The organism is Neptuniibacter sp. UBA6509, assembly GCA_002435145.1.
In the GTDB taxonomy this organism is placed as follows: domain Bacteria; phylum Pseudomonadota; class Gammaproteobacteria; order Pseudomonadales; family Balneatricaceae; genus Neptuniibacter.
This window is the reverse complement of sequence record DJLT01000045.1, coordinates 18925-33344: the sequence shown is the minus strand read 5'-3', so window position 1 is coordinate 33344 and position 14420 is coordinate 18925. Positions and strand designations below refer to the sequence as shown.

At 44.3% G+C, this 14420-nt stretch carries 15 protein-coding genes; 10 read left to right on the top strand and 5 right to left on the bottom strand.

The window, feature by feature from the left end; all coding sequences use genetic code 11:
• The first annotated feature begins 380 nt into the window (after window positions 1–380).
• The 6 genes from glnA (at window position 381) to B4K11_RS06395 (ending at window position 6449) form a co-directional block, all read left to right on the top strand.
• Entirely contained in the window at window positions 381–1787 is a 1407-nt protein-coding gene (gene glnA / locus B4K11_RS06420; RefSeq protein ID WP_292959286.1) for a glutamate--ammonia ligase, read from the top strand.
• A gap of 256 nt (window positions 1788–2043) precedes the next feature.
• Window positions 2044–3126: a nitrogen regulation protein NR(II) gene (gene glnL, locus B4K11_RS06415; protein ID WP_292956154.1), complete on the top strand. Its 1083-nt coding sequence runs from the start codon at window positions 2044–2046 to the stop codon at window positions 3124–3126.
• A complete protein-coding gene (gene glnG / locus B4K11_RS06410) occupies window positions 3110–4534 on the top strand; it encodes a nitrogen regulation protein NR(I) (RefSeq protein WP_292956157.1) in 1425 nt (474 codons plus the stop codon). The genes glnL and glnG overlap by 17 nt, the downstream gene beginning before the upstream one ends.
• Before the next feature lie 106 nt (window positions 4535–4640).
• Window positions 4641–5111, top strand: coding sequence for a tRNA (uridine(34)/cytosine(34)/5-carboxymethylaminomethyluridine(34)-2'-O)-methyltransferase TrmL (gene trmL, locus B4K11_RS06405; RefSeq protein WP_292956160.1), 471 nt, complete (start codon window positions 4641–4643; stop codon window positions 5109–5111).
• A 56-nt stretch (window positions 5112–5167) separates the two neighbouring features.
• The gene (locus B4K11_RS06400) at window positions 5168–5500 is read left to right on the top strand and encodes a hypothetical protein (protein WP_292956163.1); all 333 of its coding nucleotides are present in this window, start codon (window positions 5168–5170) and stop codon (window positions 5498–5500) included.
• 49 nt (window positions 5501–5549) lie between these two features.
• Window positions 5550–6449 carry a M14 family zinc carboxypeptidase gene (locus B4K11_RS06395; protein WP_292956166.1) on the top strand — a complete coding sequence of 300 codons (900 nt, stop codon included), beginning with the start codon at window positions 5550–5552 and terminating at the stop codon, window positions 6447–6449.
• Between the two features lie 108 nt (window positions 6450–6557).
• Here the strand turns inward: B4K11_RS06395 and secB are convergent, their stop codons facing one another.
• From secB to B4K11_RS06380, 3 genes are read right to left on the bottom strand one after another with little or no spacing between them, the layout of a single operon-like run.
• Complete coding sequence (secB, locus tag B4K11_RS06390) at window positions 6558–7043, bottom strand: protein-export chaperone SecB (protein WP_292956169.1); 486 nt, start codon at window positions 7041–7043, stop codon at window positions 6558–6560.
• Between the two features lie 24 nt (window positions 7044–7067).
• On the bottom strand, window positions 7068–7325 hold the full coding sequence (gene grxC, locus B4K11_RS06385; RefSeq protein WP_292956172.1) for a glutaredoxin 3: 258 nt from the start codon (window positions 7323–7325) through the stop codon (window positions 7068–7070).
• A 5-nt stretch (window positions 7326–7330) separates the two neighbouring features.
• Window positions 7331–7744, bottom strand: coding sequence for a rhodanese-like domain-containing protein (locus B4K11_RS06380; RefSeq protein WP_292956175.1), 414 nt, complete (start codon window positions 7742–7744; stop codon window positions 7331–7333).
• A gap of 240 nt (window positions 7745–7984) precedes the next feature.
• On the opposite strand from B4K11_RS06380, the gene gpmI reads away from it, so the two are divergent.
• From gpmI to B4K11_RS06360, 4 genes are read left to right on the top strand one after another with little or no spacing between them, the layout of a single operon-like run.
• Window positions 7985–9535, top strand: a complete 1551-nt coding sequence (gene gpmI, locus B4K11_RS06375) for a 2,3-bisphosphoglycerate-independent phosphoglycerate mutase (protein ID WP_292956178.1) — start codon at window positions 7985–7987, stop codon at window positions 9533–9535.
• Between the two features lie 52 nt (window positions 9536–9587).
• Window positions 9588–10733 carry a murein hydrolase activator EnvC family protein gene (locus tag B4K11_RS06370; protein WP_292956181.1) on the top strand — a complete coding sequence of 382 codons (1146 nt, stop codon included), beginning with the start codon at window positions 9588–9590 and terminating at the stop codon, window positions 10731–10733.
• A gap of 13 nt (window positions 10734–10746) precedes the next feature.
• Complete coding sequence (locus B4K11_RS06365; RefSeq protein ID WP_292956184.1) at window positions 10747–12066, top strand: S41 family peptidase; 1320 nt, start codon at window positions 10747–10749, stop codon at window positions 12064–12066.
• Window positions 12066–12929: a divergent polysaccharide deacetylase family protein gene (locus tag B4K11_RS06360; protein ID WP_292956187.1), complete on the top strand. Its 864-nt coding sequence runs from the start codon at window positions 12066–12068 to the stop codon at window positions 12927–12929. The genes B4K11_RS06365 and B4K11_RS06360 overlap by 1 nt, the downstream gene beginning before the upstream one ends.
• Here B4K11_RS06360 and B4K11_RS06355 read toward each other — a convergent pair.
• Window positions 12916–13689, bottom strand: coding sequence for a sulfite exporter TauE/SafE family protein (locus tag B4K11_RS06355; protein ID WP_292959285.1), 774 nt, complete (start codon window positions 13687–13689; stop codon window positions 12916–12918). The genes B4K11_RS06360 and B4K11_RS06355 overlap by 14 nt on opposite strands.
• 135 nt (window positions 13690–13824) lie before the next feature.
• A complete protein-coding gene (slmA, locus tag B4K11_RS06350; protein ID WP_292956193.1) occupies window positions 13825–14418 on the bottom strand; it encodes a nucleoid occlusion factor SlmA in 594 nt (197 codons plus the stop codon).
• Window positions 14419–14420: the final 2 nt, after the last annotated feature.

Here is a 14420-nt window from a genome sequence, read left to right as displayed (position 1 = left end):
TAATGTTTATTGGGCGGAATTGTTGTTTTATCGTCAAGGAGTGCTCACTAGCGGGTATTGATCTAGGTGGTGATAAACGTTGAAAACTAGAGCTTAGAGCTATGTTTTTACGTCTGGGTTGGAGTATGATATTGCCAGCTAGGGTATAGGGGATTCTCTGTTAAAACTGCCTCGCCCTGTTTTGGTGCGTTAAAAATCCATATGCTTTATTTTGGTGCGCTCCATGTTGATTAAAGTTGTCGTGATCCCTGTATTTACGGGGCAATCATTATGATAGGCCTTATGGCATATTTATTGCCTGCATTAAGGTCGATGTTAAATTCTGATTTCTCAAGGTTGAACAAACTCAGCCTGGTAATTATTAAAGTGGAGAAAGTCACATGTCAGAGAAGACTCTGAATCTTATCAAAGAAAGCGAAGCTAAATGGGTTGACCTGCGTTTCACCGATTCTCATGGTAAAGAGCAGCACGTTACTATCCCTGTTTCCGATATGGGTGACGACTTCTTTGAAGAAGGCAAAATGTTCGATGGTTCATCTATTTCAGGTTGGAAGGGTATTAACGATTCCGACATGATTCTTATGCCGGATGACAGTGCTACAGTATTAGACCCATTCTCTGAATCAACGACTATCATCGTTCGTTGTAACATCGTTGAGCCTGCTACTGGCCAAGGTTACGAGCGTGATCCACGTTCTGTAGCTAAACGTGCTGAAGAATACCTGAAGTCTACAGGTATTGCTGATACAGCTATGTTTGGTCCAGAGCCAGAGTTCTTCGTATTTGATGAAGTTAAATGGCACGCAGACATCAGTGGTTGTGGTTACACTATCGCTTCTGAAGAAGCTTCTTGGGCTTCTAGCCATAACGTTGAAGGTGGTAACACGGGTCACCGTCCACGTGTTAAAGGCGGTTATTTCCCAGTACCACCAATCGATTCTTTGCATGACCTACGTGGCGCTATGTGTGACGCGATGGAAGCAATGGATCTAGAAATTGAAGTGCATCACCACGAAGTAGCAACTGCTGGTCAGTGTGAAATCGGTGTAGGTCCAAATACCCTTACTGCTAAGGCAGATGAAGTTCAGATTCTTAAGTACTGTGTACATAACGTTGCACACGCGTACGGCAAGACTGCTACTTTCATGCCTAAGCCACTAGTAGGTGATAACGGTTCTGGTATGCACGTTCATATGTCTCTTTCTAAAGACGGTGTTAACTTGTTCGCTGGTGATACGTATGCGGGCATGTCTGAAACTGCTCTTTACTACATCGGCGGTATCATCAAGCACGCTAAAGCACTTAACGCGCTAACTAACTCTTCTACAAACGCATACAAGCGTCTTGTACCAGGTTTTGAAGCACCGGTTATGCTTGCTTACTCTGCTCGTAACCGTTCGGCGTCTATCCGTATTCCATACGTGACTAACCCGAAAGCTCGTCGTGTAGAAGCACGTTTCCCTGATCCATCTGCTAACCCATACTTGTGCTTCGCTGCACTTATGATGGCTGGTCTTGACGGTGTTAAGAACAAGATTCACCCTGGCGATGCTGCTGATAAAGATTTGTATGACCTGCCAGCTGAAGAAGCTGCGGAGATCCCACAGGTTGCTGCATCTCTAGAAGAAGCTCTAGATGCTCTTGAGAATGATCGTGAGTTCCTAACTGCTGGTGGCGTATTCACTGATGACATGCTTGATGCTTTTGTTGAACTGAAGCGTGAAGAAGTTGAGAAAGTGAACATGACTACTCACCCAGTTGAATTTGACCTGTACTACTCTGTATAAGTTAGTTTTCTTCTGAAAAAAACCTCCCTTGTGGAGGTTTTTTTTTGCTTTTTCTTTAGTCTTTGTGTGACCTTAGTAGTGCGTTGTTTTGTTTTGGTGCGCTGTTTTGGTGCGTTTTTGTTGTTTTTTAATTCTTTAAGCTAATCTAGTAGTGCTGGAGTGTCCGAAAATAGGGAGTTTGCGGTCTTTTATAGTGCTTGAGCAACTTGGTTTGTTTTTTGCTTTAGTAACGGGTAAGGACCCAGGGTATTGATCAATGGTAAAAGCTGAATTTTCAAAAAAGATTTTAGAAAATCTTTCAACGGCAGTCGTGTTACTTAATGATCAAATGGTTGTTGAGTACGCTAATCCGGCCGCAGAAATGTTGCTTGAGGCGAGTATTCGTCGGTTAAGCAAGTTAGCTATTTCTGAATGGTTTATTGTTAGTGCTGATGAACAGAAAGATCTTAAAGAGTGTTTTGATAGTGGTCACCCGTATACACACCGTGAGGCGAAAATAGTTACGCTCGGTGGGGTGGAATTAACAGTTGATTACAGTATAAATCCTCTCTTCTTAGATAAAGGTAAGCAGCTACTGATAGAGATTGAAGCAAGGGATCGTCTCATGCGTATTGAACGTGAGGAGGATCTATTGGATCAGCATGATACTGCGCGCTCTTTAATTCGCGGGTTAGCCCATGAAATAAAGAATCCTTTAGGTGGTATTAGGGGTGCAGCTCAGCTACTTGAGCGTGAATTGCATGACCCAAGTTTGCATGACTATACACATGTCATTATTGAAGAGGCTGATCGGTTACGTAATTTAGTTGACCGTCTATTAGGGCCAAGAAAACTACCTAATCTGGAAAGTGTCAATATCCATGCAATTCTAGAGCGTGTTTGCCAGTTGGTAGAAGCTGAGACTAAAGGCGATATCGAGCTTTCCCGTGATTACGATCCAAGTATTCCTGAATTTACTGGTGATGCAGAACAGTTGATTCAGGCTGTGCTGAATATCATGCGTAACAGCATGCAGGCTATGCAGTCGGCTAATATCGAATCACCCAGTATAAAAATTAAAACTCGCGCTTTTCGTCAGGTCACGTTAGGGGCTGAAAAGCATCGTTTAGTCTGTTGTGTAGATATTATTGATAATGGCCCGGGTATTCCTGAAGATATTTTAAGTAAGATTTTTTATCCCATGGTCAGCGGGCGAGCTGAAGGCTCGGGCTTAGGTTTGTCGATAGCCCAGTCAATAATTAATCAGCATAACGGGCTGATTGAGTGTGATACACGTCCTGGTGAAACCAAATTTCAATTATTAATTCCTTTGGAGCTTAACAATGAACCTTCCAGGTAAAGTATGGATTGTCGATGATGATCGTTCGATACGTTGGGTGCTTGATAAAGCACTGTCTGCTGAGGGCTTGTCTTCTGAGGCGTTTGAAAGTGCTGACCAGCTGTTATCTAGATTAAAGACAGATTCACCCGATGCGATTGTTAGTGATATTCGTATGCCGGGCATGGATGGTTTGCAATTACTGGAAAATATTCAGGAAACTCATCCTGAACTGCCGATCATCATCATGACGGCTCATTCTGATTTAGAATCTGCGGTTGCGTCTTATCAGGGAGGAGCTTTTGAGTATCTGCCTAAGCCGTTTGATATTGATGAAGCTGTAGCGTTAACAAAGCGTGCATTAGCTCATGCTTTTGAGCAGCGTCAGCAGGTTGCTGAATCGGTTATGGAGGATACTACGGAGATCATTGGTGAAGCGCCGGCTATGCAAGAGGTGTTTCGCGCGATAGGTCGTTTGTCGCAATCAAATATCACTGTACTGATCAATGGTGAGTCGGGTACAGGTAAGGAGCTTGTTGCTCATGCTTTGCATAAGCATAGTCCACGCAAAGATAGGCCTTTTATTCCACTGAATATGGCGGCGATCCCTGCTGACTTAATTGAATCAGAACTGTTTGGTCATGAAAAAGGGGCCTTTACAGGTGCTGCGGCAGCGAGGCATGGTCGTTTTGAACAAGCGGATGGCGGAACACTCTTTCTAGATGAAATTGGGGATATGCCAGCTGATGCACAGACGCGCCTTTTAAGGGTCTTGGCTGACAGTGAGTTTTATCGTGTAGGTGGTCATACGGCTGTAAAGGTTGATGTGCGTATTATTGCAGCGACACATCAGAACCTTGAGAAACTGGTGGAGCAGGGGCGTTTTCGTGAAGACTTGTTTCATCGCTTAAATGTTATCCGTGTCCATCTACCTACGCTATCACAGCGACGTGAAGATATTCCGCGTCTAGCGCGACACTTTTTAAACACCTCAGCTGAAGAGTTGAGTGTTGAGCCTAAAATTCTTGCGAGTGATACCGAGAGTTTTATCTGCAATTTATCGTGGCCTGGTAATGTGCGTCAGCTTGAGAATACTTGCCGTTGGTTGACTGTAATGGCAACTGGACGTGAAGTACTAATCGATGACCTTCCCCCGGAACTGATGGAGCAGAGCGGTGGGGCAGAATTGGTTGCTGCCGGTGATTGGGAGCAAACTTTGCGCGCGTGGGCTGACCAGCAGTTAAGTTTAGGGCGAAAAGATCTTTTGGATTCAGCTGTGCCAGTATTTGAGCGCATCATGATTGAAACCGCCTTAAAGCATACTGCGGGTCGCCGTAGAGATGCTGCTGAATTGTTAGGTTGGGGGCGAAATACCTTAACTCGAAAAATTAAAGAATTAGGGATGGATGAAGAGGGTGGCAAAGACTAGCTGAGTCTGCTTAGGGAGCCTCTGTAGCGCCCGCGTTCTTGATTGTCACGCTTAACGACTATTTCCTATATAATCCCCGCTGCATAAACGCTGCGGGGATTTTTTTATGTTACACGTTGTTCTTTTTGAGCCTGAAATACCACCTAATACGGGCAATATCATCCGGTTGTGTGCCAACACAGGTTTCCATCTTCATCTAGTGGAACCTTTAGGGTTTGAGTTGGATGATAAGCGTCTTAGGCGTGCGGGGTTGGATTACCATGAGTTTGCCGCGGTAAAAATTCATCCTGATCTGGAAAGCTGTTTGGCTGAGATTGAACCGCGTAAAGTGTGGGCCTTAACAACCAAAGGTACTGTCACCCACGTAGAAGCAGATTTTCAGGCTGGTGATGTTTTACTTCTGGGTCCTGAAACACGAGGGTTGCCGCCTGAAGTGAGACAGAGTTTGCCAAAGGAACAATGGCTAAGGCTTCCAATGGGGTCTGATAGCCGTAGTCTGAATCTTTCCAATGCGTGTGCAGTTGTGGTGTACGAAGCATGGCGTCAGCAAGGTTTTATTGGTGCTGACGGCGGCTAAGCGCTATTTAACGGCTATAGTAAAATTATTATTCATTCGGATTTTTAGGCTGTTTTATGCAGTATGCGTTTGTGATTACCAAAATTGATGCTTTTGTCACGGAAAATGCTGGTGAGGTATTTCGTTTAACGCTAATTGATTTTCGTGAGCGAAATATTTGTCTTTTAGGGGGCGTTGATCAGCAGATTAATATTCAGACTGTGAAAAGTCAGGTGTTGCCCATGGTGATGCTTGCTGATCAGATGGAGTTGCAGCCCGATGATAATGTCACTATTCCCGCCACTGCTTTGGTGAGTGTCGTGCCGATTGCGGCTTCCGCAATAAAGGGTGTTTTGGATGCGGGTAAGGCAGAAGAAATTCTTCAGAGTCTTTCTTTGAAAGCGTGTTAGAATATATCGACTGGTTAATTAATGAACAGTTGTTGGGTTTTCTTTTAGTATGATTTTTCGCTTTTTCTTTGGGGCGCTTGCGCCGCTTTTTTGGTTTAGTTTATCTCTTTTTTCGACGGTAAGTAGTGCTGATACTTTATATTCAGATGTTGCGCGTGTCTGTCAGCAGGTTGGTCGTAAGCTTGCCAGCGTTTCTACAAAGGAGTGTTTAAGTAACCCTTTTTCTAAGCCTCGTTACTATTCGGTAAATGGAAGGGCTATTCTAGAGGCGAGTTTTCCCGCGAGTGATGATAATAAGGATGCGCCGCGTATTCTCTTTATTGGTGGTATTCATGGTGATGAATATTCGAGCGTGAGTGTTACATTTAAGTGGTTAAATACGTTACAGCGTCACCATAGCGGTTCGTTTGATTGGCATTTTTTACCCGTACTTAATCCTGACGGTCTTTTGCAACGTAAGTCTACGAGGGTTAACGCTAATAAAGTTGATCTTAATCGAAACTTTTTACCAGCCCCCGAATTTCCTGAGCCATTAGTGCATTGGCAGAAGCAGGCTAAAAAACGCTTACGTTATTACCCAGGGCATGAGCCGTTGAGTGAGCCGGAAAGTCGAGTGATTCATGAGTTGATTGATAGTTATAAGCCAACAGTGATTGTGTCTGTGCATGCGCCACATGGCATTTTAGATTTTGATGGTGGAATTCAGGCTCCAAGAAAACTTGGGCCCCTACATTTGCGTCAATTGGGTACCTATCCTGGGTCGCTAGGTAATTATGGCTGGTTTATGAAAGGGATTCCTGTCGTTACGATTGAGTTGCCGTACGCTGGTATTATGCCGAAGCCGCGTGATATCGATAAGATGTGGACTGATCTTGTGAGTTGGCTTAAATATAAAGCTAAACGTAAAGCGGGCGCTGTAGCAACGGCAGATAATGCAGTTATTGAATAGCTAGTTGTGCCGCTTGCCTCGTATGAAGATATTGTGCATATAAAAAATCCCGCCATAAGCGGGATTTTTTATATGCGTATTTACTGTAATTAAACAGTAGAACCGCTTTTAGTGCTGTGCTTCAGCAGTCGCTTCTTGCTGAGCTTGTGACATCTGCTGAGCATATAGAGCATCAAAGTTAACCGGTGCAAGCATAAGTGCAGGGAAGCTTGCTTTAACAACCATAGCGTCGATAGCTTCACGTGCATAAGGGAATAGAATGCTTGGGCAGAATGCGCCAAGAGTGTGGTGCATCTCTTGCTCGCCAAGACCTGAAATACCAAAAATGCCACCTTGTTGAAGCTCAACTAAGAAAGCAGTTTTGTCATCGTTCTTAACGGTTACTGTTAAAGTCAGTACAACTTCAAATGCGCTGTCGCCTACTTGGTTTGTCTGAGTATTCATCTCAAGGCCAACTTCTGGCTGCCAAGGGCTCATGAAGATTTCAGGCGCATTAGGTGATTCAAAAGAAGCATCTTTAATGTATACGCGTTGAACTGCGAATTGTGGGCCTTGCTCTTCTTGAGCTGCAGTATTCTGTTCGTTATCAGCCATGTCTAATCCTTATCATTATAGAGTTTATTTGGCGTTTAGTAGCTCATCTAATTTGCCTTGTCTTTCAAGGGCAAACATCTCATCGCAGCCACCAATAGGGGTGTCGCCAATGAATATTTGTGGAACTGTTTGACCGCCGCTTAGTTTCGCCATTTCCTGACGCTTGGCTAAGTCTCCGTCCACTTTTTCTTCGGTATATTCCACTTGCTTCTTATCGAGCAGCATTTTGGCTCGAATACAGTACGGACACCAAGCGGTTGTATATATAGTTACATTTTGCATAAGCGTTACTTAACGATTGGAAGGCTTTGGCCCTTCCATTCAGTCATGCCGCCTGCAAGACGTACAGCTTTTTCATAGCCTGCTGCCTTAAGTTTTCTCGTCGCGGAGCTAGCTGCTTGACCTAAATTACATACAACAATGATTGGGCGTTGTTGGTATTTGATGAGTTCATCCATTTTGCGATCAAGATCTGCAAGAGGGATATGCTTTGCGCCTGTAATGTGGCCAGTATCCCATTCTTTTTTCGGGCGAATATCAATGATTACTGCGTTTTCTTTGTTGATCAAATTAGTTGCTTGGGCAGGTGTTACTGCTTTACCTGCTTTGCTGCGTTCAAAAAGAATAAACATAACCAGAGTCAGAACCCAGGCTGCAACCATAAATGGGTGGTTGCTAATAAATTCGATAAGTTGGTCCATTATGTATCCAGATAGGGCCGAAATTTAACGGCTAATAAAAAACACTAAGGATGCTATTGATCCGCTTTAAGTGGGCCATAGTATACCTTGCGTTTTTTGACGGTATAAGGGGAAAAATGCGTGAAAATGTCGAATTAGGTGGATTTATTACTTTCATTGGGTTCATTCGTAGCCTTGAGAGGGCTTTCACAGTAAAATCTTTCGTCATTTGATAATAGCTAAAGACAGAATCCTGCAGATATGACACAGAATCGCGCAACGAAAGCTTTGATAATTCTTGATGGTTATGGCGTAGAGGCTTCAGAATCCTCCGCTATTCAAGCAGCCAATACTCCTGTTTGGGATAAGCTGCTCTCAGATAACCCAAATGCCAGAATCCAAACCTCTGGACTTGCGGTAGGTTTACCTGATGGTCAAATGGGTAACTCTGAAGTAGGTCATATGAATATTGGGGCTGGCCGTATTGTGTATCAAAACTTCACGCGTATTTCTAAAGCGATCACAGATGGCGATTTTTTCGAAAATCCGGCCTTAACTAAAGGTATTGATGACGCAGTGGCTGCGGGCAAAGCGGTACATGTATTTGGTTTGCTTTCTCCAGGTGGTGTGCATAGCCATGAAGCGCATATATGCGCTTTATTAGAAATGGCTGTTAAACGTGGTGCGAAAAAAATGTTTGTACATGCGATCTTAGATGGTCGTGATATGCCGCCTAGATCAGCAGAACCCTCTATTTCTCTAATTGAAAGCAAACTTGCTGAGTTAGGTGTAGGTGCTATAGCGAGTGTTGCAGGTCGTTATTTTAGTATGGATCGTGATAATCGTTGGGACCGAGTTCAACTTGGTTTTGATGCGATGGCCTTAGGTAAAGCACCTTTCACTACGGAATCTGCTTTAGATGCATTAAGCAACGCTTACGCGCGCGATGAGAACGATGAGTTTGTTCAAGCGACAGTCATTGCGGATGCAAGTGGGCAGGCTGTGGGTACGATTGAAGATGGCGATACTCTTATTTGTGCCAATTTCCGCCCTGATCGTGCACGTGAAATCACACGCGCTTTCACTGAAGGTGAAGAATTCGCGGGTTTTGTTCGTGAAAAAACACCTCAGCTATCAAGTTTTGTGATGCTAACTCAGTATGCGTCTGATATTGATGCGGCATGTGCTTATCCGCCGAATGAGATCAGTAACGATTTGGGTGAATATCTCTCAGGCCTTGGTAAAACGCAGTTGCGAATTGCCGAAACGGAAAAGTATGCGCATGTGACTTTCTTCTTCAATGGTGGTCAGGAGGAAGAGTATCCGGGTGAAGACCGTATTCTTGTACCGTCACCTGATGTTGCTACTTATGATCTTCAGCCTGAAATGAGCGCTCCAGAAGTGACTGAAAAACTGGTAGGTGCAATCAAAAGCGGTAAATATGATCTGATCGTATGTAACTACGCTAATGGCGATATGGTGGGACATACGGGTAAATTCGATGCTGCGGTTCAAGCGTGTGAAGTGGTTGATGAAAGTGTGCGTCAGGTACTTGAAGCGCTGAATGAGGTCGGAGGTGAGGCGTTAATTACGGCTGATCACGGTAATGTTGAATTGATGGTGAACCCAGAAACTGGGCAGCCACATACATCGCATACTAATTGGCCGGTTGCGTTAATTTATGATGGTCCGCGTAAAGAGAGCCTTAAATTGGCAGATGGTGCGCTATGTGATCTGGCGCCTACACTGTTAGATATGATGGGGCTCGAGCCGCCAGCAGAAATGGGCGGCAGCTCATTGGCTTCTTTCTAGTTTTAAGTAAAAAGGGATAAGGTATTATCCCTTTTTCTTTTGATCTGATTATATGTTGCGTATCTGTGTATTTGTCGTTGTCATAGTCTGTTCTGGGCTGACACCTTCGTGGCTTTTGGCTGCGGATAAACAAGCTTTAACTGAAAAACAAGTTAAGGCGCTTTCCTCTCGTATTTCTTCCTTGCAAAAAAATATGCAAAAGCAGGAAGGGGTCTCTCGTCAGCTAAGTTCTGAACTGAAACGTAGTGAAGTGGCTATCGGTAAGCTTGCGCGTCAAATTCAGCTGCTAGATAAACAGTTAACTGGATTGGGGACTCATGCTGAAGACCTTGAAGTTAAAAGGGATGCTTTAAAGGCCGAGTTGAAGAAGCGTGCAGCGCTTATTGAGAAACAGATTTCGCAGCAATATAAGATGGGGAATCAAGCACGTTTACAGTTACTCCTTACGCAGCGTGACCCTGAAACTTTGGATCGTGTGATTCGCTATTACGATTTTGTAAATGCTGAGCTGCGTAATGATATGCAGCAGTTTCAGGATAAACTGTCTCAATTGACAGGGACAGAGCGTGAATTAACAGATACAGAACAGAGGATGGTGATTAAACGCGATGAATTGAGTAAAGAAGTGGCGGCTCTGCGCCTTTCTCGAAATGAGCGTAAAAATACACTCACTCAATTACGTAAGACGCTTTCGACCGACAAAACTAAGCTTAAGCAGTTACAACTTGACCAAAAAAGATTACAAGCTGTTTTAAAAGAGATCGAGAAAAGTCTTAATTTTGCTACGTTAGTTAAAGATGATAAAAAGTTTTCTCTGTTAAAAGGAAAGCTTCCTTGGCCGATAAAAGGGAAGGTAAAGCAAACTTTCGGTTCGGTTACCAATAATATTAGCTATGATGGTATCTGGATTACTGCAAGGGAAGCAGCGTCAGTTAAAGCGGTTCATCATGGCCGAGTCGTGTTCTCTGATTGGTTAAGAGGCTACGGTTTAGTGTTGATCATTGATCATGGATCTGGCTATATGAGTCTGTATGGCTATAACCAAAGCTTATTGTTAGAAACTGGGGATTGGGTTTCTGCCGGTGATACAGTGGCTACTGTAGGCAGTAGCGGTGGTCGTGATGTTAATGGCCTGTATTTCGCGGTACGTTATAAAGGTAAGCCAAGTAATCCATCACGTTGGCTTAGTCGAAAATAAAAAGGGATAGATTATGAAGTCAGCTTTTCTTTCTGGCGCTTTAAAAAGCAGTTTACTTGGCGTTGCCCTGGGCAGTTGCTTTTCTTTTTCTGTGATTGCGGAAGAATTTATTCCTGAAAGTGAGGGAGCCGAAACAGAGGCTATCCCTGTCGAGAAAACTTTACCACTTGATGAACTTCGTTTGTTTACAGAGGTTTTTCAGCGAATTAAGTCATCTTATGTTGAGCCGGTCGATGATGCGCAGCTTCTAGAAGATGCATTGCGCGGAATGATTGCCGGTCTTGACCCCCATTCAGCCTATTTGGAGCCGACAGAGTTTGAGAATTTACAGGCTCATACCAGTGGTGAGTTTGGCGGGTTGGGTATTGAAGTGGGCATTGATGAAGGCTTTGTTCGTGTTATTACGCCTATTGATGATACACCTGCACAGCGCGCAGGTGTTAAAGCGGGCGATCTGATCACTAAGCTAGATGATCATGCGGTACAGGGGATGGACCTTAATGAGGCTGTTGAGCTCATGCGAGGTAAGCCCGGCAGTAAAATTATTCTAACCATTGTGCGTGAAGGTGAAGAGAAGCCTCTAGAGATCGAGGTTGTTCGTGATGTTATTCAAGTTGCGAGCGTGAAGAGCCGTATGCTTAATGACAATATTGCATATGTTCGCGTCTCTCAGTTCCAAGTTGATTCAGGTCGAGAAGTTAATAAACATCTGAAGCGTTTAATGAAAAATGACCTTAAAGGTGTTGTGCTGGATTTGCGAAATAATCCAGGTGGGGTCTTGCAGGCAGCGGTTGATATAGGTGATACCTTCTTAAGTGAAGGGCTGATTGTTTATACCAAGGGACGTATGTCTGATACGGAGCAAAAGTTTAGTGCAACAAGTGATACGCTTGTGCCTGAATTGCCTATGGTTGTGTTGATTAACGGCGGTTCGGCGTCTGCTTCCGAGATTGTTGCGGGTGCCCTGCAAGATCAAGAACGCGCAATTATTATGGGGATGCCTAGTTTTGGTAAGGGCTCTGTTCAGACGGTTTTACCCTTAACGAAAGAGCGTGCATTGAAATTAACTACTGCCCGTTATTACACGCCAGCAGGACGTTCCATTCAAGCTCAGGGGATTAAGCCCGATATAGAGGTTAAGGATGCTGAAATAACTTTCAGAAGTGATCGTCCTGAGTTTTTGAAAGAAAGTGATTTAAGTGGTCATCTAGAAAATGGTGACGATGAGAAATCAGAGGGTGCTAATTCAAAAGCTGACAATCTTGCGACGAGAGATTATCAGTTATATGAAGCACTGAATTTATTGAAAGCCTTGGTGATAGTGCAGAAATAATGAAGGGGCTCATTAGAACGTTATTGCTTAGCAGCGCATTGCTAATGCCTTATGGCATGGTTAGCACTGCGTATGCGGACCCTCGCCCGGTGTATGGCGAACAGCCTGTGATGGCAATTGTCATTGATGATATTGGTGATAATCGTCGTAAAGGTTTAGCTGCGATAAACCTTCCCGGTGCAATAACTTATGCTTTCCTGCCGCATACGCCTCACTCCTTTGAGTTAGCAAAAACAGCGCACCACTTAGGTAAAGAAGTAATCTTGCATGCGCCTATGGAAAACAAGGCGGGATTGAGGCTTGGCCCCGGTGCAATGAAAGATGATCATAATGATCAGCAATTAAACGCTATTTTGAACGGTAATTTGGATTCAATTCCTTATGTGGTGGGTATGAATAACCATATGGGGAGCTTGTTGACAGAAAAACGGCAGAGCATGAACGCAGTGATGTCGGTTGTGCAAAAAAGGAATATGTTTTTTCTTGATAGTGTGACGACGTCGAACACAGTGGCTTGGAAAGCTGCGCATGAGCATGGTATTCCCTATTTAGTGCGTGATGTGTTTTTGGATAACAGGCAACAAAGAGCTTACATTCATAAGCAGTTTAAAGAAGCACTCACCATCGCTGTGACTCAGGGACATGCAGTTGTTATTGGGCATCCTTATCCAGAGACTGTTTCTTATTTAGAAGAGGTGCTGCCGATTCTTAAGGCGTTAGGGGTCAGATTGGTGACGGCTTCAGAATTGTTACAAATGCGCTCTCAAACGCGTTTAATGCTGGCTGAGCCTAAGCTAGAGCAAAATTGTGATCGTGATGAAGGGCATTGTGCATCTTTAACGGTAACGGCTAAGCACCGATGAGTATTTGTGCACCGTCATAAATCAGCTTTATACCCACCAAAATGGTTAATGTTTCAAATGCACGTTTAACCAGCTTGTTACCTTGAGTAATGGCTAGATGTGCGCCTAGATATGAACCCGCTGTTGCTCCAATAAGTAACGCAGGTAGCCACTCCCAACGAGGCGCTTGTTGCAGAGATATGGTTATCGCGCCTGCTGAATTCCAGAAGAGCCCTACAAGGATAAGCACATAAGTAACTGCTGTTTTATAATCAAGCCCAAACCAGCGAACTAACCAGAGCGTTACAAATAGCCCTGTTCCGGATGTGAGGGAGCCATTAAGTGCACCAATTATAAGGAGCGTTATACCGCCAATTATTAGTCCGCGGCGGTCTCTATTTTTGCTGCATACCTCTAAACCCAGGGTGCGCTTTTTAAAGGAATAAAGTCCCAGTCCAGAGGTTAGGCAACCAAGGCTAAATATGGTCCAGCCCTCAGGTATTTTCAGAACAATATCGGCCCCTAGAATAACGCCCGGTAAACCACATAACAGGATGAATCCGCAGAAGCGGTAATCGAGCTTGCCTTCTCTCATATGGCGTAGCGTAGCGCCCACGCCTAAAGCGACGCTGGCAATTTTATGAGTGGCCAGTGCTGTGCTAAAGCTTAATCCTAGAAAGAGCAGTACAGGAAGTTGCAATAAGCCTGCGCCACCGCCCGCCATAGCTGATAATGTATTTGCGATGAGAGAAAGAAGCAGTAATGCGCCTTGTTCTAGCATAGATTCTATTAAATCCAATTGGCTGGTGGGATAACGTTATCGTGGGCAGGAAAGCTTTAGTAACAAAAACAGCCAAGTCCCTCTGGTCTTTCTAATTCAAATAGAGAGGCTTGGCGTTTTTGCTGTGTAGCAGAATTATGCGTTACGGAAGATGCCTGCTGCTAAACGAGGCCATTGATCCTGCCACTGTTCACTTGGTTTCTTGCGAAATTCAGTGCGCACAAATTGGCGGATTCTACCTTCAACTGTTGCAATTAGAAGATTGGCTGAAGCACCGGCCGTCGTTTGAGTGCGAAGCCCATCTTTAGCTTCAGCCTCACGCATAATTTGTTTAAGTTGTGTCTCTAGGCGCTCGAAAAACTGGTTTATGCGTTGGCGAAGTCGATCGGTTTCGCCAGCGAGAGCTTCGCCAGTTAGGATTCTAGCCATTCCCGGGTTACGTTCTACGAATGCAAGTACTAATGTAAGTACTTGCTCACACTGTTTGATGCCGTCGGCTTCAACTTGTGTAATCGCTGTGACACGACTGAATACAGTCTCTTCAATAAAGCCAATTAGCCCTTCAAACATGCGGGCTTTGCTTGGGAAGTGTCTATATAAAGCCGCTTCAGATACACCGACCTCTTTTGCAAGTGCTGCTGTTGTGATCTTTTGTCCAGGGTTCTCTAGCATATGTGCTAAAGATTGGAGGATTTGTTCACGACGAGAAAGCTTTTCGGTTGCGCTCATAT